General features: G+C 40.5%; 26 protein-coding genes. 3 read left to right on the top strand and 23 right to left on the bottom strand.

Annotated elements, in window-relative coordinates; translation table 11 throughout:
• Position 1: 1 nt before the first annotated feature.
• From DXE27_RS05030 to DXE27_RS04950, 17 genes are all read right to left on the bottom strand, one after another.
• Positions 2–925 (bottom strand): NAD-dependent epimerase/dehydratase family protein, encoded by a 924-nt coding sequence (locus tag DXE27_RS05030; RefSeq protein ID WP_128113158.1) that lies wholly within the window; start codon positions 923–925, stop codon positions 2–4.
• Positions 922–2,043, bottom strand: coding sequence for a glycosyltransferase (locus DXE27_RS05025; RefSeq protein WP_128113157.1), 1,122 nt, complete (start codon positions 2,041–2,043; stop codon positions 922–924). The genes DXE27_RS05030 and DXE27_RS05025 overlap by 4 nt, the downstream gene beginning before the upstream one ends.
• Complete coding sequence (locus DXE27_RS05020) at positions 2,040–3,257, bottom strand: lipopolysaccharide biosynthesis protein (RefSeq protein ID WP_128113156.1); 1,218 nt, start codon at positions 3,255–3,257, stop codon at positions 2,040–2,042. The genes DXE27_RS05025 and DXE27_RS05020 overlap by 4 nt, the downstream gene beginning before the upstream one ends.
• Entirely contained in the window at positions 3,254–4,330 is a 1,077-nt protein-coding gene (locus DXE27_RS05015) for a polysialyltransferase family glycosyltransferase (protein ID WP_128113155.1), read from the bottom strand. The genes DXE27_RS05020 and DXE27_RS05015 overlap by 4 nt, the downstream gene beginning before the upstream one ends.
• On the bottom strand, positions 4,309–5,253 hold the full coding sequence (locus DXE27_RS05010) for a Gfo/Idh/MocA family oxidoreductase (RefSeq protein ID WP_197712307.1): 945 nt from the start codon (positions 5,251–5,253) through the stop codon (positions 4,309–4,311). Before DXE27_RS05010 ends, DXE27_RS05015 begins: the two co-directional genes overlap by 22 nt.
• Positions 5,254–5,274: 21 nt before the next feature.
• Positions 5,275–6,252, bottom strand: coding sequence for a Gfo/Idh/MocA family oxidoreductase (locus tag DXE27_RS05005; protein WP_128113154.1), 978 nt, complete (start codon positions 6,250–6,252; stop codon positions 5,275–5,277).
• A 61-nt stretch (positions 6,253–6,313) separates the two neighbouring features.
• Complete coding sequence (locus DXE27_RS05000; RefSeq protein WP_128113153.1) at positions 6,314–7,081, bottom strand: oxidoreductase; 768 nt, start codon at positions 7,079–7,081, stop codon at positions 6,314–6,316.
• Positions 7,082–7,114: 33 nt separating this feature from the next.
• Positions 7,115–8,473 (bottom strand): glutamate-1-semialdehyde 2,1-aminomutase, encoded by a 1,359-nt coding sequence (locus DXE27_RS04995; RefSeq protein WP_128113152.1) that lies wholly within the window; start codon positions 8,471–8,473, stop codon positions 7,115–7,117.
• A 2-nt stretch (positions 8,474–8,475) separates the two neighbouring features.
• Positions 8,476–9,471 (bottom strand): Gfo/Idh/MocA family protein, encoded by a 996-nt coding sequence (locus DXE27_RS04990; protein ID WP_172457154.1) that lies wholly within the window; start codon positions 9,469–9,471, stop codon positions 8,476–8,478.
• Entirely contained in the window at positions 9,468–10,184 is a 717-nt protein-coding gene (locus tag DXE27_RS04985) for an acylneuraminate cytidylyltransferase family protein (protein ID WP_128113713.1), read from the bottom strand. Before DXE27_RS04985 ends, DXE27_RS04990 begins: the two co-directional genes overlap by 4 nt.
• Complete coding sequence (locus DXE27_RS04980; RefSeq protein WP_128113150.1) at positions 10,184–11,242, bottom strand: nucleotidyltransferase family protein; 1,059 nt, start codon at positions 11,240–11,242, stop codon at positions 10,184–10,186. Before DXE27_RS04980 ends, DXE27_RS04985 begins: the two co-directional genes overlap by 1 nt.
• Positions 11,243–11,375: 133 nt before the next feature.
• The gene (gene neuC / locus DXE27_RS04975) at positions 11,376–12,536 is read right to left on the bottom strand and encodes a UDP-N-acetylglucosamine 2-epimerase (RefSeq protein WP_197712306.1); all 1,161 of its coding nucleotides are present in this window, start codon (positions 12,534–12,536) and stop codon (positions 11,376–11,378) included.
• Entirely contained in the window at positions 12,533–13,537 is a 1,005-nt protein-coding gene (gene neuB, locus DXE27_RS04970; protein ID WP_128113148.1) for an N-acetylneuraminate synthase, read from the bottom strand. The genes neuC and neuB overlap by 4 nt, the downstream gene beginning before the upstream one ends.
• Positions 13,530–14,123 (bottom strand): NeuD/PglB/VioB family sugar acetyltransferase, encoded by a 594-nt coding sequence (locus DXE27_RS04965; RefSeq protein ID WP_128113147.1) that lies wholly within the window; start codon positions 14,121–14,123, stop codon positions 13,530–13,532. The genes neuB and DXE27_RS04965 overlap by 8 nt, the downstream gene beginning before the upstream one ends.
• Positions 14,120–15,292, bottom strand: a complete 1,173-nt coding sequence (locus DXE27_RS04960; RefSeq protein WP_128113146.1) for a LegC family aminotransferase — start codon at positions 15,290–15,292, stop codon at positions 14,120–14,122. The genes DXE27_RS04965 and DXE27_RS04960 overlap by 4 nt, the downstream gene beginning before the upstream one ends.
• On the bottom strand, positions 15,279–16,469 hold the full coding sequence (locus DXE27_RS04955; protein ID WP_128113145.1) for a UDP-N-acetylglucosamine 4,6-dehydratase: 1,191 nt from the start codon (positions 16,467–16,469) through the stop codon (positions 15,279–15,281). The genes DXE27_RS04960 and DXE27_RS04955 overlap by 14 nt, the downstream gene beginning before the upstream one ends.
• Positions 16,470–16,508: 39 nt before the next feature.
• Positions 16,509–17,360: a Wzz/FepE/Etk N-terminal domain-containing protein gene (locus DXE27_RS04950; protein WP_128113144.1), complete on the bottom strand. Its 852-nt coding sequence runs from the start codon at positions 17,358–17,360 to the stop codon at positions 16,509–16,511.
• A 189-nt stretch (positions 17,361–17,549) separates the two neighbouring features.
• Between DXE27_RS04950 and DXE27_RS04945 the strand changes: the two genes are divergently transcribed.
• Entirely contained in the window at positions 17,550–18,824 is a 1,275-nt protein-coding gene (locus tag DXE27_RS04945; RefSeq protein ID WP_128113143.1) for a hypothetical protein, read from the top strand.
• Between the two features lie 63 nt (positions 18,825–18,887).
• Complete coding sequence (locus DXE27_RS04940; RefSeq protein WP_128113142.1) at positions 18,888–20,255, top strand: undecaprenyl-phosphate glucose phosphotransferase; 1,368 nt, start codon at positions 18,888–18,890, stop codon at positions 20,253–20,255.
• Between the two features lie 15 nt (positions 20,256–20,270).
• Here the strand turns inward: DXE27_RS04940 and DXE27_RS04935 are convergent, their stop codons facing one another.
• A complete protein-coding gene (locus tag DXE27_RS04935; RefSeq protein WP_128113141.1) occupies positions 20,271–21,152 on the bottom strand; it encodes a hypothetical protein in 882 nt (293 codons plus the stop codon).
• 193 nt (positions 21,153–21,345) lie between these two features.
• On the opposite strand from DXE27_RS04935, the gene DXE27_RS04930 reads away from it, so the two are divergent.
• A complete protein-coding gene (locus DXE27_RS04930; protein WP_128113140.1) occupies positions 21,346–22,122 on the top strand; it encodes a WecB/TagA/CpsF family glycosyltransferase in 777 nt (258 codons plus the stop codon).
• A gap of 87 nt (positions 22,123–22,209) precedes the next feature.
• Here DXE27_RS04930 and DXE27_RS04925 read toward each other — a convergent pair whose 3' ends face one another.
• From DXE27_RS04925 to DXE27_RS04905, 5 genes are read right to left on the bottom strand one after another with little or no spacing between them, the layout of a single operon-like run.
• Positions 22,210–23,118 carry a glycosyltransferase family 2 protein gene (locus DXE27_RS04925; protein ID WP_128113139.1) on the bottom strand — a complete coding sequence of 303 codons (909 nt, stop codon included), beginning with the start codon at positions 23,116–23,118 and terminating at the stop codon, positions 22,210–22,212.
• Between the two features lie 2 nt (positions 23,119–23,120).
• On the bottom strand, positions 23,121–24,461 hold the full coding sequence (locus tag DXE27_RS04920) for a flippase (RefSeq protein ID WP_128113138.1): 1,341 nt from the start codon (positions 24,459–24,461) through the stop codon (positions 23,121–23,123).
• A gap of 32 nt (positions 24,462–24,493) precedes the next feature.
• Positions 24,494–25,876: a hypothetical protein gene (locus tag DXE27_RS04915; protein ID WP_128113137.1), complete on the bottom strand. Its 1,383-nt coding sequence runs from the start codon at positions 25,874–25,876 to the stop codon at positions 24,494–24,496.
• A 12-nt stretch (positions 25,877–25,888) separates the two neighbouring features.
• Complete coding sequence (locus DXE27_RS04910) at positions 25,889–26,203, bottom strand: hypothetical protein (protein WP_128113136.1); 315 nt, start codon at positions 26,201–26,203, stop codon at positions 25,889–25,891.
• 20 nt (positions 26,204–26,223) lie between these two features.
• Positions 26,224–26,805 (bottom strand): hypothetical protein, encoded by a 582-nt coding sequence (locus tag DXE27_RS04905; RefSeq protein WP_172457110.1) that lies wholly within the window; start codon positions 26,803–26,805, stop codon positions 26,224–26,226.
• Positions 26,806–26,813: the final 8 nt, after the last annotated feature.

Here is a 26,813-nt window from a genome sequence, read left to right as displayed (position 1 = left end):
ATTAATTTTTCGCACTAACTTCTTTAAGGTAGGATGAAATAGTATCCCGAAGGCCAATATCTAGATCTATTTCTGGAGACCATCCCAACTTGCTTGTGCCGGTTGCTCCATCAATTGTCTTTATTGGCGCACCATCAGGCTTGGTAAGATCAAAGAAAATCTCACAATCTACATCTACTATTTCGCGAATTTTATAAGCTAAGTCTTTTATTGAAATGCCTTCTCCACGCCCTATGTTGATAGGATCTTGGCCAAGCTCTATTGGAATAGAACGAATTAAGGCTTGCGCACCATCCAAGACATTTAGCCATTCTCTAACTGGGGTACCAGTACCCCACACAATCACCTGAGAATTACCCTCAACTTTTGCCTTTACAAATTTTGTAATGAGCGCCCCTAAGGCATGCGCTCTCAGCTCGTCTTTGTGGTCGCCAATTCCATACATATTAGGCAAGATAATATTATTTGAAATAATTCCAAATTCTGCTTTATATGCTTGCGATGCTACCCAAAGGGCCTTTTTGGTAAATCCATATATGAGGACAGAATCATGCATTGGCCCATCCCACCATTCATCAACTTTAAATAAGCTAGCACTTCCAGGGTAAGTGCAGTTGCTAATGGGATTGATTATCTTTGGAATTGAATGCTTTTCCAGTGCCTGATAAATGTTCAAGGCCATTTTTAAGTTATTAGTAAATAACTCCGTTGGGTGCGCTAGTCCAAACTGCAACCCCCCAACATAAGAGGCGCAGTTAATCACTACGCTTGGTTTTATTGCACCAAATAATTCATCAACATCAACATGTTTACGCAGGTCAACACCAGTTGATAATGAAGCCCCCGCATACTCTACGCCATTTTTATCTAATAACTGGCAAACATTGGACCCTAAAAAACCGGTTGATCCCAAAACAAGTATCATAAATTTCCCCACAATAAACTAATCTTACTAACGATCGAATTTAGACTATAGTTCTGAGCATTGGCATTTGCAATAATCCTCAATTGATCCAGATCCCCAGGGGAATCAACTAACTTTGTAATAATCCGACAGAGATCCTCTGCATCATGAAACTTGATAGTTGAAGACTCATATTCATCATCGACCCCAAAATCACTATTAACAATTAAAGGGAGGCTATTTGATATAGCATGTGCATCAACGCCGGACCCCCTAGTTAGGCCATAGGTTTCGGAAAAATGAGCGCACCTATGCTCAACCTTAAATGCACAAACTACAACATCACATTCAGCCATTCTCTCAGAAAAATCTCGGACGGAAACAAAGGATGAAAAATAAGTAAAGCTAGCCCCCCCAAGAAGCTGCTTCCACTCACGACATTTAGCCTCCTCAACCGGACCCTTAGTCCTCCCGAGCAAAGTTAGGCAGACCTTTTCCCGCACATCTGTCTCAAGCAATTTGAAGGAATCAACTACGACATCAATTTTTTTTCTACTAAAGTCAATTAAGCCGGGAATGATAAATTGAATTTTTTGATTCAATTTTTTTGTGTAAGCAGAATCATTCAAGAATTTAAAAGGTACTACCTCAACACGGGTGACAGATTGACTGATTAAATAATTTTTAATTCTCCCGTTCTCAACAAGCACCATACTTGAACGGGATAGCATTATTTTTTTGAAAAAAGTACTTATATTACGGGTAAATAAATCAACAATTGAAGTGAAGTGCCATGAGTATTTAAGCCAAGAATTTGCATTGCGAATATAGTAGACATTCGCCCCCCTGCCCATAGATGTGAAAAAAGTAAATAAACTATTTCTAACGCTAATAGTGTTATAGATAACTACATCATCATGCATTCTAAAATTCAGCACCTGACAAATGGCGAAATATTTTTTTAGATAATGAACTTCATCGACCAATTCCCCCAGACCTAATTCTTTAACCCTTCCAGCATTTCCATCTCCAATCAGGAGAGCCACATAAGAACTCTTGGCCTTCAAAACTTTCACCAAGGAAACAATACCCTCCTCATGCGGAGAGCTAGAATTCTCAATTATTAAGTATCTTTTCATTGTCGAATCCCTGTAAAGGAATTTGCCAATAGCAGGGCTCCGCAGAATAAAAATATATTACCCACAAGCACCGATAATGCAACTGCAGTAATGCCACCCATATCCACAAAGGAAATCATCAATATGAATGCAAATAAAGAGGCGGAAATTGTAAGTATAGTTTTGTGCAAGTTTTTCTTATAAAAATCAGTAATACTTATTACCAACCTATATGCCCCATTAAATATCACTGAAATAATTAATATAATAGCGATTTCAACACTTCCTTCATATTCAACATTAATCTTAGGAATAGCAAAACTCATAACCAAGTAAGCTAAAGGCATTAATAATCCAGCTATCGATAAAAAAAGCAATAAAAATCGACCATACTTAATGCTATGTGGAGAATTTTCAGCAAGCTTGTTGTAAATTTCAGGCATCTTCACGTTCATAATTGCACTATTAATAATGCTGAATGATTGAGCCAAAGTCAATGCGAAAGAGTAGACAGCAACAGATGTCATGCCCTCATTTTTACCTATTACAATTCTATCTAATCCATTAAAAGACCAACCAAAAAATAATAATGGCAATAGAGTTAACCCATAGAGCATTATTTCTTTAGAGGCTTTTCTAATCTCGATTATAGTGCAATTAATCCTCTCAAAAAAACGTAAATTTCCTCTATAGGATCTATAAATTATTGAAATAGCCTCACCAACTGTTAGGCCAAAGAAGTAAGAAATTAAGCTATCGCATCCCAAGCGAATGAGCACATAAATACAAGCCATTCCTACGCCTCTAGCAAGCATTTGAGAAAATCCAAAAACTATAGGCTTGCCATCTTGAATCAAAATAGCTGAACTGTAATCAGTTACTGCTATGCAAAAAATATAGGCTGGCAGAATAAAGGTAAGATATCCAACTGAGTCGTAATAAACAGAAATAGCTACCGATGCAATCAAGATTACAGCAGTTCCAATATATATAAATTTTCTATATGCAGTTTTAAAGACATGAAATTGACTTTCATTCAATACCGCTCTTTTTATCCCTACAATTCCAAGAGCATTAAATGAAATGAGCGGAATAATTATCGCCAAATATGACAATGCAAAGTTTATCTTTCCATAACTTGAAGGGTCAATCATCCTCACAAGCAGAATATTTGTTAGAAATAGAAGTGTGGCATTGGCGCCGCCAAAAATGCCATAGATTGCCGCAAGCTTCACTTTGAAATTTGTCCGACCGGTAAAGGATGCGTAGTTAGTCTAAGCTGTTCAATTGGCTTAAATTGAATTTCTGAACCTTGCACGTCCTTTAAATACTTTTTAAAGGTTTCTTTAACATCATTATTTACAAATTCAAAGCTGTCAATAACAGAAACTAAATTTGAATGTCGTGTCTCCTTAAGTGCAGCACTCTCGATTCCAACAATCATCGAAAAGTCTTTTAGATTAATCATGACCGCTGGAGTAGATTTATCCAAAACCTTTAGATGATCATCGCACTTTAAAAACCTTGAAACACCATGCGTTGGATGCGGTTTTATGTATACAGTTCCTAATAATCTCAATTTACTTAATAACTCAGTCAAATTATTTTGATAGTTTGAAAAATATCCTGCACCCTCGCCTCTGGACTCAAAAAGCAGTATGTTCTTAGACAAGCCTCCCGAAACCGAAACCCCAAATTGCTCGTATATCTCTTGCTTAACTTCGATTTCTAAAGTTGGAATCGATGCGCTATTTTTGTAGCTAAAAAAATATCTTCCACTTAACATCACGAAATTAATTTCAACGCCAATAATCCAACGAATTAACCTTACTACAATAGCCTCTACTATCTTTCCGAAAATACTTATTGGAATTGCATATTGATGAAGATTATCCAAACCCGTGCTAATTCTAAAGACCTTAATATTTTTTTTCTGGCATTCAGTCAGAATAGACATTGTGTACAAATCTTGATAAATACTAGTGAAATAAACCAAATCATATTCTTTGCATAACTGATCTATTGCAACTTTTTGAGCCCTTAACCTACTCAAATATTTCATCTTATTCTGGGAATAGGCGACAGGCTGTATGAAGATAACCTCACACTTCAGGTTTAACTTAAGGAGGTATTCATAAACACCTCTTGATCCAATACAGGCTATTGATACAGCATTGTTATCGATGTTATTGACGTACAGTTGTAGGATTGATGCAATTCCAATTGGGCTTTGCACGATTAAAAGAACTCTAGTCGCCATTTGATTACTCATCATTGGATCAATTGCTAATAATTTGCCATCTTGCAATAAATATCCCATAACTGAGATTGGCTTTCAAGAGCGCATAATCCATCATCCTGACCCCTCAGAAACCTCTTAACCATTTCGTTTAAGCCAGGCTTAAATTGTTTATCCATTTCATCATTTAGAGGAACTTCCTCAATATTTATTGAACCCTTTTTCATGATTTTTAAAGACTCCATTGGTCTAAATATCAGACGATAGTTTGAAGTTAGAGTCTCTACCCCCCATCTGCCAGGCGCACCCCAGTTAGCTTGATAAGAAAATATTGCCCCCGTATTTGTTTTTCCAGCACCAGAAAATACCGATGCGGCAGGATGCCAGTCAAGACTACCCGCAGTGAATGTAGTCATCTCAGTAGGAATACCCCCCAAATAAAAAGCTAAATCAGCCACATGAGTTGAGTTTGCTAAAAACCAAGCATCTTTGACACCGGGTGCTTTTTTCAAACCTTGAATTTCATGACCCCATTCCGTAAACTCGAAGTTAAATGATTTCACACCCCCATCCTCAGCAATCAACTCCAATGCGCGCAATGTAGAGGCGTAAAAGCGGCGATTGTAGGCTACAAATACGCGTACTGAGTTTTTCTTAGCCAAAAGTAAGGCACTGACTATTTCCTCTTTTGTTAATGCCCCAGGTTTTTCCACTAGGATATTAGGAACCCCATACTCAATCAGGCTTTTCATTGTCTCTGACAACGCCTCTACACCCACGGCAATGATTGCTTTTGAAGGCAATTTTGGCTTTGTATGGAGGTAAGAAGTCAGACCGCCTTCCACAACATCCATCCCAGACATTTTTGTAAATGCAATAGCCGACTCATGCCCACGCCCAATGACAGTAAAGGCAATATGATGGGCCTGCAATACTTTTGCATATTCCAACGCCATGCCGCCAGATCCTATAAGCCACAAATCATTATCCAAAATCTCTCCAATAAAAATTCATTAAGTAATTAGGCAAATATTTTCATTGCCATCATGAAATTTTGAAGCAAAATTTGCCATCGACTTAATAAAAGTTAAATGGTATTTTGCAGACTCTTTAAAAGTAGGCAGTGGACTTGTTTCCGTTTGAAGCATTTCTCCAACCAGGCTTGTAATTAACTCACTCAAATATGGCGCCCTAAAATCTTTTCTCTCCCATTGCGCTGCATTTATCGTGTCCAAGAAGAAACCGACTCCCGCAGTCTCATCCACGATACATGTACGATTTTCTGATCGCAATGTTATTAACAAACGAGCTAATGAACCCTGCAGGGAGGTCATCTCCACATTCATGCCGCCTGAGTAAATGCCACGCAAAGCTCCGGTGAACTCGATAAATCCTTTGCGCTTACTTGAAATTACTTTTTTATCTAAACATTCTGTATTAAGACTTTGTAATTGCTGGCCACTAATTGCTCGAAAGAGGTCTATAAAGTGGATTCCGTTGCAACCAAGCCCCCAATCTCCCCCGATGGCTTGAGCACAAATCAACTTTTCCCCATGAAAAAATTCAGATATTTCTGAATAAATTGGGTAAGCGCCTCTTGGACAATTAACCCAAGCCTTGACCCCGTGGTGCCTAATTAACTCATCTGCCTTTGCATAATCCTCAATACGCTGAAATAATACTTTTTCTAGCAGTAAAAGTTTAACTTTCGAGTTCTGCAGCAATCTCTCGAGACAAATAAGACGAACATCTGCTGAGGTTGAAATTACAACATAGTCCAACTGCTTTGGTAGAGAAGTGACTTCGGAGTGATATCGAACGCAATGAACCGCCTTATTACCTGGCATCTCCTCGAATCGCTGGCGAGCAATTTCTAGCGAGGCTGAAGATGGGTCAATAACATCAATTTCACAATCCACAGGAAGCTGAGATAGTCCTTGTAAATGGCGACTACCTAATTGACCGGCCCCGATAATGGCTAGTCTAAACATTAAATTTTTCTTTATAAAAGATGATTTTAAGAAGATTGCAGTCTGCAGTTATATCTGTTGATCAAAGAGAAAAACCATCATCAACAACAAAATTCTGTCCGGTAATATGCTTAGAGGAGTCTGAGAGCAAGAAAACTAAAGGTCCGATCACATCTTCAGAACTCAACATTCCTTTTGGCCCACAGTTTGCGTTATAGGCCTTTAAAAAACTAGCTGGCTGCTTATCCAAAATACCACCAGGGCTCAAAGTATTCACTCGGACTCCGCTGGCTAAAAAGTATTTTGCAAAATATTTAGATAGCTGAATAACACCGGATTTTATTGCTGCATACTCTATGGGCATAGTCATAGTAGTATCCTTATATATTTCAAATCGAGGCGCCATTACTCCGTAAATTGAGGCCATATTTATAATATTTCCGCCTCCTTGCTCTTTAAATAGCAACCCAAATTGCTGCGCAACTAAGAAATACCCGCCAAGATGAAGGCCAACATTTTCACAAAAATCCTCATAAGTCACGTCCTCAAGCTTACGGCCATATTGACTGTTACGCGGATATGCATTGTTCACGACAGCATCTATTCGACCAAACCTTGCTTTTAATCTATCGATCAACTGAAGTACTGAATTCTTATCCGTAATATCCAAAAATTCAGCAACTGCACAATCGGGATACTTATTTAAAACGTCATTTGTCGCACTCTCGGCCGCTTCAGCATCCCGATCAGCAATAACAGCGATACCGCCATTTGCAGCGATTGACATGCAGAATTGACGCCCTAAAAGTCCTGCGCCGCCCGTTACCACTATGACTTTTTGCTTAAGCATCCGCTACTTTTTTTACTGATATTTTTGTGCACTTCAATTAAATTTTCTAAACACTGGCTTAATTACCTCTCCAACAAGATATTTCTCTACACCTTCGTCCAATGCTCGACGATACACTTTAAATGCTTGGTCAATTGCACGCTCAGTAACGGCAAGCTCTTCTTTGCCATGACGATATGACAAAGCTATCCATGGCATAAGAACGCCTTGGCGAATCATTTCCTGAGAAAATAATGTCCGTAGTTCTAGAGAATTATTTCCAGATTGATCAAGCGTGGAATAATAGGGAGAACAAGCGACGCCACCAGCCTTGAAATTCTCTTCGATTCCATGCGTGGTGGCTAAATCATTAATAAGATTTATCAATTGATTTCCATAGTTCCATAAATGAGATATGACATTATTCTTTTGCATAAATTTCATTGTTTCTACAAAAGCCCCCAAACCACACATTTCAGCTCCATGAGTCGTGGATAGTAAAAAAACTCTCTCCCGACCAAGAAACTCTGTAGACCCTAATTCCATAATTTCTCTTTTGCCAGCTACACATGCTACGGAAAATCCATTGGCCATCGCTTTGCCAAATGTAGAAATATCAGGGTTGACGCCATAAAGATGCTGTGCACCCTTCATGTCCCAGCGAAAGCCAGTAATCATCTCATCAAGAATGAACACAATTCCATGTTTCTTACAAAGCTTCTCAACCTGTTGTAAAAAATTCTCAGACGAATTTTGGTAGGGTCTAGTGCATACCGCTTGGTTACAGCAGCCAGATTTGAAATCTTCTACGCTAGGACATTCGGTTGCAGCAGCCTCCAGTACAACACAAGCAATTTGCCCGGGAAATTCAGAAATCAGTCTCTCCAAAGACAAAATATCGTTATAGCCAAACATCTTTGTTTTTTCGATGGTCTCTTGTGGAATACCCTTAACAATTGGTGTTGATCCAATAAACCAATCATCAAATGAGAAAAAAGGTTGGTCCGAACATCTTGCTACCAAATCTCTGCCTGTATAAGCTCTCGCTAATTTAACCGCTGCAGAAACCGCAGTTGAGCCATTTTTAGTGAACTTAACCATATCTACCGAATCAATTAATTCAACTAGAAGTTCAGCAGCCTCTAGCTCAACCATAGACGGCCGGGTTAAATTATTTCCATACCTAATTTGAGCAATTGCAGCATTATCAATTTTATCCTCTGCATAACCAATATTCACAGCACGTAAGGCCATTCCATAATCAAGATACTTATTAGCATCTGAATCAAATATGTATGAGCCTTTACCATGAGTCAAAATTTGTGGTGCATTCGCTGGATACTGATCAAAACCTCGTGAATAAGTATGAGCGCCACCGGGTATGGCATTTAGTAATCTTTTTTGGTAGTTCAAAGCTAGGCTCCTGTCATTTTTTCAAGGGCTTCTAAAGTTTGTAGAATTTTGTAATCATCCTTCAAGGAATTCGGAAATAAAGTTTGATCTTTTGCCGCTACAGCCGATATAAAGTCTCTGATTTCTGCAATATAAGGCTCTTCTGGATTGATATAGTGGTCTTCAACCCTTCCCGCGCCAAGGTCAAAACTTATCCAATCATCCATGGAAGTATTTATATATCTCACGCTATTTGAATCGGCGCTATATATAATCTCACCCTCGCTACCTAAGATTCGCATATCTCGTGTAGCCTTTGGCCTTGACACCACTTCAACTGTAATATTGGCAAGCACCTTGCCATCATAACGAATTAGGCAGTGATAAATATCATCAATATCTGCGTTTATTTCAGTAAGCTTAGTTTTTACACAAGCTAAGGCTTGGGGCACTCCAAAAAGATCATTCAGCCAAGTGAGTTCAAACGGTACAATTTCTCGCGCACCTCCAGTCTCACGCTTTGATACGTAAAATTCCTCAATCTTTTCCCATGGATGCCAATCAGGCAAATATTGACCAGTCTGATAATTGACATTCAAAATTTTTCCAATTGCATTAGAACGAATTAGCTCCTTGATCTTTTTGGGACCAGAAAAATAGCGCATCGTACATGAGGGCGCCATGACAATTTTCTTATCTTCAATTTTTTTAGAAAGCAGGTCAATCTTGTCAGCCTCAACAACTGATGCCTCAATAAAGCAACTAATACCCTTCTCAAGTGCAAAGAAAGCGTATTGCATATGAAGATCGGGCGAGGTCGAGATTATAAAAACTTCTGGTTCATAGACCATCATTGCCAGGTCTAGACTTTCAAAAACTTGAATTCCATATTTATCTTGTGCTTCTTGACGTCTATCAGCACGCACATCAAATCCCGCAATATTTACCACACCTAATGCTTGAAGATTTCGAACTCGTCTCTTACCCATTGAACCCAAGCCAATGACTAGGAATTTCATTTTTGCCCCCATTCAAATTTCATAATATTTTCAATGGCAAGAAAATCATAAATGTCGTCAATTTCATAGCATTGATATCGCTTAATCAGGTGATAAGTTGTTCTTTTTGGATAAAAAACTTTCTCATCAAGTAGTGTGTCTCTCTTGATAATGTATGCAACTCCATATGGAAAATAAGCAGCATCATTATCTTGCCTTCGCGTTGTAGTTGTTAAGTCTTTGTTGTATTGCACAATTTCATTGCCTGAAATTTTCTTCATGATTGAAGGATGTTCATGCACCTCTCCAAGACTTACTATTGCATCATATTCACCATCGTTTGATACTAATTTCTCAAGCATTCGATCTAGATCGTCTTTTTCTCGTAGCGGAGATGTTGGCTCTAGTAAGACAATATAGTCAAACTTCTTATGCATTTTTTGAGCATAAAAATCAATCACATGTTTTACAGCATCAAATGTTGTTGCGGTATCGCCTGCAAGCTCCGGAGGCCTAAGAAAAGGAATGGAAGCACCAAATTTTTTTGCAATATGAGAGATATCTTCACCGTCAGTAGTCACCATCACCTCATCAATATACCGACTAGCTAAGCCCGCCTCTACACTCCATGCGATGAGTGGTTTCCCGCACAACGGCTTGATATTTTTTCCCAATAATCCTTTTGAGCCAGCGCGCGCTGGAATTATGGCAATAACGGTTTTTCCATTTATCATCAATCAACACCTTCGGTATGCTCGCTATTTGCCAAATGAAGATCCAATGGCCTACCCACATCAAGCCACGGCTCATGCATTGGATATGCTACGGTACGCAAATCTTTAGACTGCAAGCGCTCAAATAAGGTTGGCATATCGCAGTGTTCATTTGACAAAAGATTTAATGCTGCTGGATCTAATGCATAAACACCGGCATTAATATGGCTTCGGGTTATTGGTTTTTCTTCAAAACCAATAATTTCAACGCCTTGGGTTTGCACAACCCCGAATGGATGATGCCATTCGTGTACACGTACAGCCATAGTTCCAGCAGCACCATGCCGAATATGAAAATCGAGCAACTCCCCATATCGAATGTCGGTAATAACATCGCCATTAGTCACCACAAAAGGATCATTTGATGAGGGGCGAAGCAATCCCAAGGCTCCGGCAGTGCCCAAGGGTGATTCTTCGCGCAAATAATCAATTCGTACACCTAAGCGATCTCCGCTCCCAAAATACTCCTCAATCATATGACCAAGATAGTGAATAGAAAGGACAAAATGATTAAAACCTTCCGCTTTAGAGCGCTCAATAATGTGCTCCAACATTGGTTTGCCAGCTACAGGCAATAATGGTTTTGGACAATTTTCTGTATGAGGACGCAATCTCGTACCCTTACCGCCGGCCATAATCACCATTAAATTTGGGCGGTTAGGGGGAGCAGTAATTTCACTCCATAGATGTAAGCCAATGATGCGATGCTGATCATCCACCACAGGAATCTGCTGAATCTTGTTAGCCGTCATTAACTGCATCACCAATTCCCGACCAAGCTCAGGTGGAACCACTACTGCATTTCGATGAATAATGCTGGTAACAGGACTACTCATATCCAAACCATCAAGCAAACCACGGCGCACATCACCATCCGAAATGGTGCCAGCTAAAACGCCTAACTCATCAACAACTAAAACTATTTTGATCGCAACCTGATCTAAATTTTTAATTGCGTCACCTATTGTGGCATTAATGGGCAAAATCGCCTGCCGCCATATTTCTTTAGGTATTTCCATAACTAGATTCCTTTTGAATTCAGCCTGAAATCTAACTCAAGCCTCATCACTAAATATTTTTTCCACAACATAGATACAGAACAAGCGGTCCTGTGTAACATCGAAATATAGGACACCATCGTTGCAGCCATACCTATATATTTTTTATGTCAAAAAAATTCTTTTTTACAATATCATCCAATGAAGCAGTTTTAACAATAGAAACAATCGCGTCACTCGCACCGCCTTCACCATAAATATTTTTAACGCGCTTCAGGTTTGACTGGAACTGGTCAGAATATAGACGTCTTAAGGCAGCAGAGATACTTTCTCTCTCTGGCTCGCAATTAATCACACTTTCAGAGTGTAATCTTCCTCGTTGGCGATCTCCAATATTAACGGTGCCCTTCCGGAAGCTAGGAGCCTCCAGCAGGCCGCTAGAAGAGTTGCCGACTACACCATCAACCTGCGCTAGGCATGATAGATAGCGAAGTTGTCCTAGCGAGTTATACGACTTTGCATTTGAGTGTCTGGAAACAAAATTCTCTACCAACTTTATCAATTCACGCCCGTCAGTATCAGCATTAGGCATCGTGAAAATTAATTGGGTATCTTTCAATAGCGCAAGAGATGCAAGCAACTCCTCGAATTGATCCCCAGCCGTAGCTTTCTCTAAAGTAACTGGATGAAAAGTTATCAATAAGCTTTTCGATCCCAACTTAAAACCCAACGACTCTTCTAGTTGCGCCCTATCGAGAAGTTTTAATCTTTTGATACCATCAATTCCCGGGGCCCCAACCAAGTGAGTTCTTTCAGGCCGCTCCCCTAGCTGTATTACGCGCCGACGGTATTCTTCAGCAGATACAAAATGCAAATGCGACATTTTTGTTATTGAATGACGTATTGATTCATCAATCACCCCTTCTGTGCTTTCACCGCCATGTATATGGGCTACCGGTATTCTCGCCAAAAGAGCTGCAGATACTGCTGAAAATATTTCAAATCGATCACCAAGAACAACAATCAAATCAGGGTCCAGCTCATTTAAGGCATCCGCAAATCCAACCATCCCTAAGCCCATAGACTTGGTGATTCCAACGGGCGTATCTGAGCTAGTTAGCATTTCTACTTTGCGGTCAATATGAAATCCATCCTCCTCAATTGATTTGTAGGTTAACCCAAATTCAGGGGATAAATGCATACCTGTAGCAATAATCTGCAATCTTAGTTCAGGGTCGTCTTTAATGCCTTGCATGATCCAACGTAACAATCCGTATTCAGCACGCGTGCCAGTAATGACGCAAATTTTTCTCATAATTCGATTAGCTCATCCAAAAGAAAATCTCTACAAGCCCGTTTCCCAATTACCTCATCCCATCGCATTGGAGAAATCCCTGTACCAGGTCTTTTTGCTCCTATATTTTCAGCACTAAAAAACTCTCCCGCTTTAATTTCACGACTGGCAACCAAAGATTTGCGAACAACTAATTTATTCTTAATTTCACTAGTCATTGGGCGCTTAATACCGTCTCCCAATGCCTGTTCAATATTTCGTATTGCCTTTACCATTTCATTTAACTCATCAGGCTCCAGGCTTGCCTTATGATCGGGCCCATCCATAGATTTATCCAGCGTAAAGTGCTTCTCTATTACACGAGCACCCAATGCAACCGCAGCTATTGGAACCTCAATACCAGGCGTATGGTCAGAATATCCCACCCTAACACCAAATGCCTTCTGAATTGTGAGCATTGCATTGAGGTTCACCTCCTCAATTGGGCAGGGATATTCCGTTGTAGCATGAAGAACTGCAATGCTTGATCTAGGGGCACCTTCACGCTCTAAAACATCCAATGCATTGCCAATCTCATCAAGGCTAGACATACCCGTAGAGAGAATAATCTCTTTTCCTAATCGACCAACATGCCTTAAATAAGGGAGGTTTGTAATTTCTCCGCTGGGTATCTTATATATAGGCATTCCCAAGCTCTTGAGCATATCAATACTTTCTGCATCAAAGGGAGTTGACAGAAACATAATTTTTTTATTTCTGCAATGCTCAATAATCGATTGATGTGCAAGCTCATTGAGCTCAAGCCTTTCAAGCATGGCATGCTGAGTCTCAACTGCCCCTGTTGTTTTCTTTTGATAATCAGCTTTTTGAGCAGATTTGCTGACTAAATTAGATGCCTTAAAAGTTTGAAACTTAACTGCATCAGCTCCAGCGTGGGCTGCAGCATCTACCAATGCTTTTGCAATTTCTAAAGACCCGTTGTGATTAACTCCAGCCTCAGCAATTATAAAAACTCTACTCATTTTCATCTCCGGAAAATAAATCAGCGGCTCTTATAAAAAAATTATCGCTAATCTGTACGGAATGCTTTACTACAGCATTGCTGCCAATAAATACCCCATTGCCAACCACTACACCACCATTAACAATAGCTCCAGTTGATATATGGCAATGACTGCCAATTTTTGAGTCGTGCTCAATTAATGCTTTGGTGTTAATAATGCAATTGCTTCCAACACTCGTGTGAGCGTTAATCAATGCGTCATGCATAATAATTGATCCATCGAGAATGACTGCATGCTTAGAAACATAAGCTCTTGGAGAAATAATGGTGGGCAAACTAAAGCCCAGCAGAGATAATTGTTGATATAGCTTAATTCTAATTGCAGATGTCTGAATCTGCCCTACAGTCACAAGTGCATACTCATATGATTTTCGCAAACCAGCAAGATCCTTATCGTCCCCCAAAACTGGATACCCCAACAAGTGTTCGCCATATTTTTGTGTATCAACCACGCCAGCTATTTGGAATTTATTCTCTTGCTCAATCACATCAATACATGATGTACAGTGCCCACCGCCGCCTACAAGGATAATTTTTGGCTTCATGGAATTCTTGAGCTACTGGGGATATTGACAACGCGGTCCTCAAGCCACTCCGCATTTGATAAATCCGCCTTTTGGCAATTACTAAACATTTTTAGATTATTCATAAGACGCCAAATAGGCCTGCACATCACGCCTGCATCATTAAGATCCTTTAAAAAAGAGTCTCTTTGCATTCGACCTTCCAGAATAATAGCGTTTAGCCAATAATTTGAGTGACTGCCATCAATCTCTTCTGCAAAATTTATATTTTTCTCTAGAAAATAATTTTCGTACTCTGAGGCTAACTCTCGTTTACCCCTCAAGATGGAGAGTAGAGATTCCATCTGAGCACATCCAAGGGCCGCATTAATATTGGGCAATCTGTAGTTATAACCCACTTCATCATGAATGAATTCATATGGATGGGGTAGCTTAGCGGTAGTTGTAATATGTTTTGCGCGCCTCGCCAAAGATGGATCATTGGTAATAATCATACCGCCACCGCCAGTGGTAATTGTTTTATTGCCGTTAAAGCTTAGGGCACCAATCCGCCCAAAAGTACCCGTATGCCTGCCATTCACATAGCTCCCCAAACTTTCGGCAGCATCCTCTACTAAAGGGATATTAAATTCTTTGCAAATTTCTTCAATTTCTTCAATTCTGCATGGCAAGCCAAATGTATGCATAGGGACGACAGCGGCAATTTTTTTACCGGTTGCAATGTTGACACATACACCAAGATTTTGACGGGTATTTGCACTTAAGAAATTCCGCAAACTCTTGGGGCTCATACCCATAGAATCAACATCTACATCCACAAAAATCGGCTTCGCATTGCAGTAACTAATTGCATTACAAGTGGCAATAAAAGAAAGAGGCTGTGTAATTACCTCATCTCCAGCATCAACGCCAACTAATTTAAGCGCCACATGCAATGCGGCCGTACCATTAACGGTAGCTATAGCATGCCGAGCCCCTGTAAAATCAAATATCATCGACTCAAATTGGTCAACAAACTTTCCGACACTAGAAACAAAAGTAGAGTCTATGCACTCTAAAAGATATTTTTTTTCATTTCCTGCTAATCTCGGTTCATGTAAGGGTATAAACCCTTCGGTTTTATATAAGCCTCGAATAAATTCGATGATATCTTGATTGGATTGGGAGTGCTCATTCTTACATTTTTCCATCAAGATATTTACCAACCTCTTTGTGATTAAATTCGGGGATTAATTCACGAAATAAAGCTACGAGATCTTCCTTCCCCCATTTTTTAGAAGTCTTTAATTCGCTAATTTTTGAAAGGAAGCGTTCTAATATTTTTTGATTGAAAACTGGCGCATTCTTTATCACCCCAATATGTTCATAAGAATCCAAACCTAAAATTTCATTTTCAGTAAAAAATTCCTCAAAATCTTTTTCACCCGTTGTATCGCTATCAGAAAAAAGACATGGCCATTTTCCAATTTTAGGAAGCGATAAAGTCAATTCCCGCGCCTGATCCTCAGAGTCACACGGGTATGGCTCATATCCAATCTGTCGAAGATATTTAGCAGCAATTTCAGCAAAGGTTATCAGATGTAGTTCCTCGCTTAATTTGGGGTAAAAAATATCACGATTCTCTCCATAGATACACGACATCAAGCATAACTCGCCAGACTCTTGAGGCGTAACGAAGTATCTTTTGACATCCTTAGGGGCAACAACAGGCTGATTCTTTTGAATTCGCTGATTAAACCCATGTAGCAATGAACCATCAGAAAATGCAACATTGGCAAATCTTGCTGTAGATACATCAATCTCAAGACTGCGTCGCATTAAAAACATCTCCATGATGCGCTTTGAGGCGCCCATCATGTTTACTGGATTGGTGGCTTTATCGGTTGATACGCAAAAATATTTCTTTGCCCCTTTAGCAATTGATTGTAGAAGTGTTTTTTCTGTATTGAGGACATTAACTGAAATCATACGCATAAGTGTATAAGGATCCTTCTCGCTACGGACATGTTTTAGCGCAGAAAGATTGAGAACATATTCATATTTGCCATCTGCAGATATAAAGGAATCATACTCAACCGAGCCAATGTCAAGTGCAAAAGTTTGAAAATCACCGTCAATATATCCGTGCGAACTCCTAAGATCCCTTACCAGCTCAACCATATTGTTCTCGCTAACATCAACGACATGCAACTTTAATGGATTTCTTTTAAATATCTCCTTGGTCACGGCCTGTCCAATTGTTCCAGCACCACCCAACACGAGAAAGCTTGAACTTGAAATAATCTTTTGAAGGTCGGCCTCACACTTACCAACATCGTCAATAAATAATTCTTTTTCCCTACCGATAAGAGGCAAAATTGATTTCATCTAAATTTTAATTTTTAGAATTTATAAGACATCGCAAGCCTATTGCAATTTCGTTATGTCGCGGTCGGACACAAATTGTCGCCACATTGCCAACAATAGTCCGAAAAATACCCCTCCTATTAATCCTATCAGCATAATCCAGGATTTCTTAGGTGCGACAGGGATATCGCTCGCATAGATAGGGGCAACTAAGCTAGTCTCTCCCGATCTGTTAATAGCTGCCAACATTTCAAATTCAGCAATCTTACCCAATAAGAACTGTATCTCATCCCGCGTAGCTAGGTATGTCACGCCAATTTGTGGTTGAGATGCTTCCACCCTAGAAATGAGAGCTTTCGCCTTTTTTAGGCGCTCCTTATAGTCCTCTAACTCGACGTTGACCTCTTCTATATATAAGGCTGCAATTTGAGCCTGCGTGAATTTAATGAGATCAAATACGGCCGTCGCACAATCAAGAGCCAAATCAGGCGACCTGGCAAATACTTTAAGCTCAACCATATTGCTGGCGTATTTAGACTGACTCAATTTAATTGATCTAGCAACGCTCGCCAAGTTACCTCCCTCAACATTCAAGCCGCATGAGCTTAAAACACGCGGCGTAAGGCTAGCTGGCGTGTTTAATAAGCGAAAGATGAGAACTGAGGGCTCCTCAATATTGATGGCGGAGGAATTGGGGTTTGCGCCCTTAGGGGTGCTAATTTTGGCCATAGCAATTTGTGCAACTGCTTCGTACTGCTTGGGAGCGAGCATTAAATAGGCTACCGCGATTGCAAAACCCACGGCGCACGAAGCAAAAATGATTTTGTAGCTTCGACTGAGAAAAAAGAGGATTACCCCAAGCGAGACTTCGGAATTAGCGCTTGAAACTTTTTGGCCATCAATATCCTCCATTCACCCCCCCCTTTTTTTTATTAATCCGATATTATTTTACCCATAAAAACTTATGTAGTCAAAATTAATATTTACCGTAATTATATAGATAACTTATAATAAAAAGTTATCTACGTTAGTTATTTTGAGGATATTTATGCGCGATTTATATTCTCATATCAGTACAAGCCAAATACCAATACCCAACCTTTGAAGATCTCAAAAATTAAAAGCGAGTTGAGCCGCAAGATCGGATTCTGGTCAATTCCCATTGGCCTCGGATTTGGAGTCCCCCCGCTAATTGTCGCGATACTCGTTGCAACACATCTCTTTTCATATTTTTCAGGATTAAAGTCATTACTCGGGAACTTTAAATACCTCTTTTATGGGTGCGGTTTTATAATGCTGCTCTCTTTAACTGGAGTGTTCTTACTCTGCTATTGGGGTCTGCATACTCCATATCACCCAAACATATTAAAAATGTCTTGGGCTTATTACCCCGCACTAACGACCCTCTGTGCAATAACAATCTTATCGATTACCTTCCTCTCTAAAGATTCAGAGCTCATTACTTTTATTTGGCTGTTTTGTATTGGCTCTTTGATTTTTTGTTTGCTTACAGTCGGAATAACTTTACTTATAGAAAATCGCGGACTAAAACTATATGGCAATGTTACTGATATTCGGCATCTTTTAACTGGAAATAAAAAAAGTATTAATACCCCGGGAATTGCAAACTTGCTGTGTTTATTTCCCGCGACATTTCTTGCTGGACTCATCCTAAAGCCAAGCCAAAGGCCACGAGGGTTTTGGTTAACTGGAATAGCCGGATCATTAAGCTCTTTAGCTGCCGCCCTAGTCATTGGCCAGCGCTCCTACTTTGCTATCACATTAATCATCTCGCCCTTGAGTGTTGCATTTTTTTTATTAATCCTAAGGCAATGGCGACCTTGCTTCTCTATAATCCTTGTGCTCGTCACCTATCCCACCTTATTAAAACTTGACGCGTTACTCGGGATAGCCTATTTAAATCGACGACCAGTCGATTTAAATATAGTAAAAGATGCTCGATTTGAGATGTTTCAATTTTGGGCTGATCATTTAATAGCAAATCCGCTTCAAAGGATTGAGGTTGGGCCACCTCCATGGGATTCCCTGCAATGGTTCCACAACTTCTTTGCTGATATTCACAGACTATCTGGATTTTGGGCGCTTCTAACTGCTGTAATTTTAGTTGCCTACATATTCTATAGAGTGCTGTGCGTAATCTCAAAGGAGCGAAGGATTGGACTCTTTCTAATGGCTGTTGCTATCCCAAACTTTTTAATCATGAATACCTCTGTCGTTCCCGAGGGGGAAAGACAGCCATTTTTGTTATTACTGGCAATCGGTGCAATTTCTGAGGTCATACTTGCCAACATAAAGCTTGCTTCAAGCTCTGAACCCCATCATGAACGCCCAAGCTCCAGCCCAAAGATAAGCTAGGCCCTTCACTTAGGCTGTCATATATGTGGTGTAGCCATAAGATATTTGTGATAATTGGTTACTATGAGCACATCATCCGGTCAGCCAGGGCATATTCGTCAATTTAGCAGCGAGCTCTCCTCGCTTAATCGCATCCTGGATGCCGCGCTTATCTGGCTTAGTCTTAAAGTTTTATGCCACATCTACCCTATTGATTCTTCGCAAGAAGATTTATATCAATACCTTTCTGCAATTAGTGCCGCCTTATTTTTACTGGTCGCTGAATTTCGATCCGTATATCGCTCGGCACGTTTGGAGAGTTATTTTCAGATAGCAGGAAAAATTATTGGGGCATGGCTTATTGTTGCATTCCTACTGATTGCTCTGGCATTCCTAACAAAGTCATCAAGCGTTTTTTCTCGAGTCATTATTGCTAGCTGGCTAATAATGGCGCCCATTCTATTAATCACAGAACGTCTTGTAATTTATTTAGGCTTACGCGTAATGCGCGCCCAGGGAGCCAACGCCAGAACGTACATTATTTACGGCAATTCTGAAAATGGTCGTTTGCTTCAGCAAAAAATCAACCAAACACCCTGGACTGGGCTAGCACACACTGGAACTACTGAAAGCTATGAAGAACTACTAGAACGCATCAATCAAAAACACATTGATTATGTATTCATTACAAACGCAGAAAAAAATCCAGGGGCCACCCGCAAAGTGATTAGTGGCTTGTCAGACTCCACCGCATCTGCCTATATCGTTCCCCAACTATTTTTATATAACGCCTTTGATGCTGGCTGGGTAACACTGGGTAATACCCCCATGATCACAGTCAATGATCATCCGTTCTATGGGAGCTACTGGCTCTTAAAAAAACTAGAGGATATTATTCTCGGTAGTATTATTTTTTTGATGGCTTTGCCGCTAATGCTACTGATTGCAATCGCGGTTAAGCTAAGCTCCAAGGGGCCTGTATTGTTTAGGCAACGTAGGTATGGTCTAAATGGCGAAGTCATACAGGTGCTCAAATTTAGAACAATGAAAAGCATGGATGATGGCGCAGTAGTAATTCAAGCATCTAAAGATGATCCGCGCATCACCCCATTGGGTCGCATTTTAAGAAAAACCTCATTAGACGAATTGCCTCAATTTTGGAACGTGCTCCAGGGAACGATGTCAATAGTTGGACCCAGACCTCATGCGATTGCTCACAATGAAGAGTATCGACAGTTAATTGAAGGTTACATGCTTAGACACAAAGTCAAACCCGGGATCACAGGTTGGGCACAGGTCAATGGCTTACGCGGCGAAACAGAAACCCTAGATAAAATGAAATCTAGGATTGATTACGATCTTTACTACATTAATCATTGGTCCATCTGGCTTGATCTTAAGATCATTTTTATGACGGTCTTTAACGGCTTTACCGCTAAGACCGCGTACTAAATTACGCAAACTACCTTAGCGTCGCATTAATTTTTTTAAACGGTCTGGTCCATTTTTGCCAAATAAAAAAAGCGCTGCAATATTTTTCAATGCCTTATTAATGTGCTCTGAACGACGTGTATTAATAAGGCGCGGATTAAGAAAAATACTAAAGCCTGCTTTTTTAATACCCTCGCTCAATACAACATGCTCACAAATTTCTACGCCAGCCTCTGTTATACCTGCGTATCTCGAAGCAATAATCGCCTCTCTTTTGTAGATTGCAAGGCCGCCAAAGGCTGCATCCACCTCAATCCACTCCGCATTCTTAGGGATGATTACCATTCGAGAGTAAACCGCGTCATAGTAAGCTACAAAAGCCCTTACCTTAAGGCTCAACATATAGCGATATTGTTCGTAACAATCATTGGGTGACCAAAATGGGTGTCGTATAGTCCACACATCGTAATAAGGCCCATCTTGATTGGCGGTACAAACATCCCAATCATCACGTTCCCAACAGCTATCAATTGAAGCAGGGGTAAGGTGCGTGTTCATTCCATCAAAATCCGAGACCAAGACATAGTCAATATTGCGATACTTTTCTTGCGAGCGAATCGCCTCTAAAAAAGTATTGCGACAATATGCAAGCCGATCGGTCCTTATTGGCATCTGATCGCGCAAAGTACCTACGGTCATAAAGTCGAAATTGGCAATTTCATTTTTTAGGTCTTTTAATACCCCTACGGTCTGATCATCACTATCAGACTCAATCAATAGCCAACTCACATTGCGAACACCTACCAACGCATCTTGAATTTTTTTTACGTCACTTTTGACGTGATTTGCACAATTTCTAACTACGCCAGCCACCAAAAAATTGCTATCTGATTTTTGCTTATGGGCCAATAGATTCACCTTGTTCGCCGAGATTTGCGCCGTAAATATAGCGCCGCACTTTTGAATATTTTACTTTCTAACAAGAACTCTCCATAAAAGCTCTGACAAAGGGGCTAATTCAAATAATATCTGCATTTTTGAACCGAATTTAAAGGCATTTGGTAATCCAAATGGCGCCGTGTACACTTATTAACCTAGCGTAATCAACCATATGATGCCCAACTTCCACACCACAAACCGTCAAACTATCCCGGTAATAGGCCTAAATGTTGATATTGGCAATATGAGCAATTTAAGTCGCGTCATCCTTAACATCAGCAAAAGACCCATGTCCCATTCTTATGTATGTGTCGCTAATGCGCATATGCTGACCTTAGCAAGACAAACGAGCGATTTTAAAAAAGTACTTAACAATGCGTCTCTAGTTGTTCCAGATGGAATGCCCTTAGTTTGGTCTCAGAAGTTAAAAGGGTACAAAAATGCTGAACGCGTTTGCGGCCCAGATCTAATGCTGGAGTTATGCAAGCAAGTTTCATTGCATGGTGGATCAATATATTTACTAGGGGGCAACTCTCGTACGTTAAGCCTGCTTTCCGAGAAACTTGTGAACTTATTTCCTGGCTTACAAATTGCCGGCATGCATGCCCCAACAGCGTTACCCGAAAAGCCAACCGTTGATGAAGAATTAACAAAGCAGATTAATCATTCTGGCGCAAACATTTTATTTGTTGGTCTAGGCTGCCCAAAGCAAGAATATTGGTGTGCTACGCACGCCCCATATCTTCGACCGATTGCAATTGGTGTTGGTGCAGCATTTGATTTTCATACGGGCACAAAAAAACGTCCCCCTGCTTTCATTCAAGGCTTAGGGCTCGAGTGGTTATACCGCCTAATATCTGAGCCTAGAAGACTCTGGAAGCGCTATCTCACTACCAATACAGCCTTTATCTACTACTCACTTCTAGATTTTATAAAACATAAAAATTGAGTGCTAGACCCTGCCTAAGCATTTTCTTTTAATAGAAATTGTGTATTAAGAATCCTTGCAGTGCTTTGCCCTAGAGGACTAACATACCTAAGCTTTAAAACCCAGAATCCCCCGAAGCTTGCGAATTACACGTCGAACAATTGAATTGGTAAATAGATTTTTTGACGAATATAAATCAGCCTCTTTATTGGCCTCCAATAAAGATGGGTGAGTTAAGGGAAACTCTAGTTTTCCGGTCCTCATATTTGAATAAATGCTCTTCCCAACTGTATGGGTAGCATGATCCCCGAATCCTATATTGCTTATGAGATTCACATTGGGCGCAATTGACAACATGTTTTCTAACCAGCAAGTCATAACCCATTGATAATCCCAAGTGTTTCGCTGATTTCCGTGAACCCTATCAAAAGCCTTTATCCAATGGGCTTTTTCTGCACCCTGAAATCCAAGCGAGCCCAACCAGTCATTAGCCCTCAACTGCGGCCACTGAATAATCTTTGAATCATATTTTTTCCATGCTCTCGCCCAAGTGGCCCACCCCCAAATATGACAAAAGCGGCTGAAATAATAATCCCCATCTCCACGCCAAACACCGCCCTGGAAGTTGTCACCAGAAATCATTCCCACCCGCTCATCGTCACGATACTTTTCAAGCAATTCATCGCAATAGACGAAAAAATCAGGGTTTGGCAAACAGTCATCCTCAAGAATAATTCCCTCTGATTCATGAGAAAAAAACCAATCAATTGCACCAGTAACCGCCTCTTTGCAACCCAAATTTTCTTGTCGAATAAGCTTACTTACCTCACATGGCCAATCCACCTGCGAAATGATTTCTTGAACAGCCTTGCAGAGCTCCGCCTCACCAGCCCTATTTTTTCGCGGAGCATCGGCAGCAAGATAAAGCCTTGACGGCTGAGTCTGACGAATAACATCAAATACCCTCTTTGTTACATCGGGTCGGTTAAAAACCAAGAGTAAGACCGGGCTACGCATATTTATCCCTTAACTTGTGGACTGCAAAAACCTAATTGCATCATAAATAGTGGTCTAGCGAATATGCCATTAATTAAAAAGCAGGAGCTTACCTGAGACAGAATTGCAGCAAACGCTGCCCCACTCACACCCCATAACGGCAGAAATATAAAATTAGTTACTACACACACAAGTGCTCCGGTAATCGTTTGCAAAAGAAAAATATTGGACTTCTTCTCATTTAGCAACCACAAATTCTGCCCAACCCCCATAAACACGGGAATACAACTTAATACATAAATATTTAATACGTCAGCAGTTTTATTAAATGCATGTCCATACATTAAGTGCACTAGAGAGGATGATAGCAACCATATCACAACAATAATCATGATGCAGATTGCCCAAAAAATTCTAAACATTTTTACTAGAGCCCTCTCATAAGCCTCATTGCCTTGCAATTTTTTGCGTGCAATGAATGGCGCAATACTTGCGCAAATCGCCATTGGAATCATATTCCATAGATTAGATATTGGAATGGCAGCTGAAAAAATACCTAGCTCAAAGTCTCCCAGCATGCTCTTGATCATGACCTGATCAATGCGCATATATAACATGATTGATAAACCCGAAATTAGATAGGGCCAGGATTCCTTCAATAGATTTCTTGCTTCAGGATGATTTTTTTTCCAAAGATGAGGAGTTGGGAATTGCCTATAAGAAATATATAAAGCTGATGCAGTTAAAGCGCCCTCGACTGCAATCACCCCTGCAAAAGCAATTAACGGAGCCTCGATAAGAACTAAGCACACCCTTATTGCATTAGATAAAAGATATGCCGAAGCCTTAGCAAAGACCGTTCTCTTGCTTTGGCTATTGCCCTGGAACCAGAGGTCTACAGTATCGGCCACCTGAAAGATCATTCCGGCGCCCACTAAGCCAATAATCCAGATTCCTTCACCATAAAAGCTGTTGGTTACTCCATAAATTACCAGGGCAAGAATCCAAGAAAAAATACCCATCAATAGGCGCAGTTGAAACGTAGTCCCCAACACAACATTAGCTCGATTGGGATGATTGGCGACCTCACGAACAACAATTCCGTCCAACCCCAGATTAGTCATGGATTGAAAAATTGCTATAAAGGCAATGCAATATGCAAGCTCGCCAAATTGGGTTGGGCCAAGATAGCGAGCAACCCATGCGCCAACCAAGAGACCCAGAAGAGCGCGCAAGATTTTGTCAAAAAATATCCAACCGCTGTTATGAATTGCTGCTAATAAGCTGGTTCTACCCTCTAGCAAATTTCGCAGAATCTTTGGAAGAAATCTTATCCAGAGTGGATCTTGATTATTGGCGGTCATTGATAAAAGTTTTCTTGATCAATTAAGCCATTTTAAGTAGAGCTGACATCGTTACTTTTCTGGGCAATCTGTGTGCCAGCTATCAAAGCATACAAATAAAACACCATCTCCAAGCTATGGCCATTACTTAGCTCGCCAACCAAGAAGAGAGTAAAAATCGTAATCGATAAGGTGATCATGCTGTATTTGAGGGGAGACTTTTGCCTCATCGCAAAATAAAGAACGGCGATATTAGTCACTAACAGCAAGCCAAGCATGGGCAAGCCAAATGAAAGTGTTAAATCCACCCATCCACTATGGGTTGAGATTGGTGTCACCCCAGGAAACAACTCTTTAGCAGCCAAACCAAGAGGTAAAAGTAGGACACCTACACCATACGGGTGATTGGGAATGGATTTAATTCCAGCGGTTGCCCAGGCCATCCGTTCATAGGTATTAAAGGTGACCACCTTGCCGCTTTCAGTCTTCGGAAATCCATACTGATTAACGTCCTGCCAATGCGGATATTTTTCAACTTGATAACCAATTTGGATATCCTCGACCAGCTGCTGCCAGCCTGAATCTCTTTGAATTTGGTGTTTCGCAAAAATTCCAATAAGCACTAAAGCAATCACTAAAACAAAAATTGCTTTACTGGCACTGGATGATGCCAAGGAGGTCAAATGATTTCTGTTGCGCAATACTAAAAATGCCCCATATAAGCACCAAGCAAAGACCACTAGGGACCCGAGTAATATTCCAGAGCGTGTATTGATGATGAATGCAAATGAGTACATGGCAACGAACAAACATAGCAACCAAAAAATACATGCTTTTCTTGTCCAGTCTTTTTCGCCAAAATTTAATGCGTCGAGCAGTAAGCCAGTAGAGCCGGCAATTAGCAGCACACCCATATACATCGGGTTAATTTTCCCAATGTATATATAACGCCTAAAGTCCTCTACATTTAAAGGAACAATGATGTTTTGTGACTGCCATGCCAACGGTAAATATTGAGCACACAATACTAGGAAGCTAATTAAGATAGCTGCCCAAAATATTCCAATAGAGCGAGGTTGCCTAATGAGCGCTATTCCCGTTGCTAAACCAAAAATACTAGCAAGCGCGGACCTCAACCAAATAGAAGTGAGCTCTTTAAGCTGCACAGCCGGAGAAATAGATAAGAAAAAGTAGTGCGCTATAACCCACAACAGCGCAAGCGTGATACAGATGATTGGCAGCCAATTGATGCCATTTGCTTTGACGCTCTTAGTGCGAAAAAATTGATATAGAAAAGCTATGGCGCACAGGGCACCCAAAACCAACAAGATGTTGCGCAATGCAATGGTGTCCTTGGTTGCCCAAATTCCGAGGAGTAAGCTACTCATCAGAATTAATGCCAAACCCAAGGCATTGCCGTTCTTGCGAGCCATCATTGCGTTGATACCCTATTCAACCGACAAGAACTTCTCAATGACTACATTTGGGATCTTCATCAAACGAGTTACCCTATCGCCTACAGCATACGAAGTCACAACACCGTCTTGCTGGGCCACATTACCCGCAGCAAATTCAACGCCATGATGCTCAATAAAGAACGGTCTGCCAATTTCTGCTAACTGAAGATCTTTATTAAATAGTACAAAGTGGTGTGTATATAAACGAGCGCCTCGGTATTCCATGGGGGCTGAATGCACTAAAGCGATATCCCGAGCCATAAGGAATGAGAGTCGAGCCACCGCGGAAAGGATGATCGCCATCATCAGCTTGAATATTGTCAGCCTTAAAGATTACCCATTGGTGAATCCATAACCATCACCTGAAATGGATCAAAGCTATAGATCAACTTCAATTTGCCATCACCAGGAACCGGAATCCAATTCTTTTCGACACTTAAACCTACTGGTGATGTGAGCACCTGATACTCAACAATCGCATCGCCTTGAATTTTGCATAGAGCTTGCTCAATCTTGCGGGCACCTCGAGCATGAATAGCACCAATCGCCCACACTTCATCACCCCAAGAAAAGAGGCGAATATCCTCTATTGGCGGGGTCCAGGTGGATCCATCCCGTACAAAGATGCTTTCGTCCAAAACAACTTTTTTGGTGACCTGGAATTGCTCATTGAAATAAATGAGGTAGTTCACATCCACAGGTGCATTGGGGTTGTGAATAAAAATCTGATCATTAAAGCAATTAGATGCACGTGCACGGCTACGTACCGTCATCAAATACCCATCACTTAATTTCAGCAATCCTGGGTTAAACGGGAAATTGGGTAACTCTAAATTGAGTTTAGTTCTAGTAACGCCATCATAGTCACTGATGAACGGGGTACCTGAGACCCTAATCTGGGTATGCAAGGCTTTTG

Origin of the sequence: Polynucleobacter necessarius (genome assembly GCF_900096755.1) — a bacterium.
Classification (GTDB): domain Bacteria; phylum Pseudomonadota; class Gammaproteobacteria; order Burkholderiales; family Burkholderiaceae; genus Polynucleobacter; species Polynucleobacter necessarius_K.
Note: the sequence above shows the minus strand (reverse complement) of the source record. Positions and strands in the feature narration are given on the sequence as shown.

Excerpts from the sequence above, each read along its gene's own strand:
- DXE27_RS04960 (WP_128113146.1), bottom strand. The coding sequence starts at position 15,292 with ATGGAAAAATGTAAGAATGAGCACTCCCAATCCAATCAAGATATCATC.
- DXE27_RS04955 (WP_128113145.1), bottom strand. The coding sequence starts at position 16,469 with ATGAAATCAATTTTGCCTCTTATCGGTAGGGAAAAAGAATTATTTATT.
- DXE27_RS04940 (WP_128113142.1), top strand. The coding sequence starts at position 18,888 with ATGAGCACATCATCCGGTCAGCCAGGGCATATTCGTCAATTTAGCAGC.
- DXE27_RS05000 (WP_128113153.1), bottom strand. The coding sequence starts at position 7,081 with ATGCTTAAGCAAAAAGTCATAGTGGTAACGGGCGGCGCAGGACTTTTA.
- DXE27_RS04930 (WP_128113140.1), top strand. The coding sequence starts at position 21,346 with ATGATGCCCAACTTCCACACCACAAACCGTCAAACTATCCCGGTAATA.
- DXE27_RS05030 (WP_128113158.1), bottom strand. The coding sequence starts at position 925 with ATGATACTTGTTTTGGGATCAACCGGTTTTTTAGGGTCCAATGTTTGC.
- DXE27_RS04990 (WP_172457154.1), bottom strand. The coding sequence starts at position 9,471 with ATGAAATTCCTAGTCATTGGCTTGGGTTCAATGGGTAAGAGACGAGTT.
- DXE27_RS04985 (WP_128113713.1), bottom strand. The coding sequence starts at position 10,184 with ATGATAAATGGAAAAACCGTTATTGCCATAATTCCAGCGCGCGCTGGC.
- DXE27_RS04910 (WP_128113136.1), bottom strand. The coding sequence starts at position 26,203 with ATGATGGCGATCATCCTTTCCGCGGTGGCTCGACTCTCATTCCTTATG.
- neuC (WP_197712306.1), bottom strand. The coding sequence starts at position 12,536 with ATGAGAAAAATTTGCGTCATTACTGGCACGCGTGCTGAATACGGATTG.
- DXE27_RS04965 (WP_128113147.1), bottom strand. The coding sequence starts at position 14,123 with ATGAAGCCAAAAATTATCCTTGTAGGCGGCGGTGGGCACTGTACATCA.
- DXE27_RS05005 (WP_128113154.1), bottom strand. The coding sequence starts at position 6,252 with ATGTTTAGACTAGCCATTATCGGGGCCGGTCAATTAGGTAGTCGCCAT.
- DXE27_RS04920 (WP_128113138.1), bottom strand. The coding sequence starts at position 24,461 with ATGACCGCCAATAATCAAGATCCACTCTGGATAAGATTTCTTCCAAAG.
- neuB (WP_128113148.1), bottom strand. The coding sequence starts at position 13,537 with ATGAGTAGAGTTTTTATAATTGCTGAGGCTGGAGTTAATCACAACGGG.
- DXE27_RS05025 (WP_128113157.1), bottom strand. The coding sequence starts at position 2,043 with ATGAAAAGATACTTAATAATTGAGAATTCTAGCTCTCCGCATGAGGAG.
- DXE27_RS04950 (WP_128113144.1), bottom strand. The coding sequence starts at position 17,360 with ATGGAGGATATTGATGGCCAAAAAGTTTCAAGCGCTAATTCCGAAGTC.
- DXE27_RS04980 (WP_128113150.1), bottom strand. The coding sequence starts at position 11,242 with ATGGAAATACCTAAAGAAATATGGCGGCAGGCGATTTTGCCCATTAAT.
- DXE27_RS04915 (WP_128113137.1), bottom strand. The coding sequence starts at position 25,876 with ATGATGGCTCGCAAGAACGGCAATGCCTTGGGTTTGGCATTAATTCTG.
- DXE27_RS04925 (WP_128113139.1), bottom strand. The coding sequence starts at position 23,118 with ATGCGTAGCCCGGTCTTACTCTTGGTTTTTAACCGACCCGATGTAACA.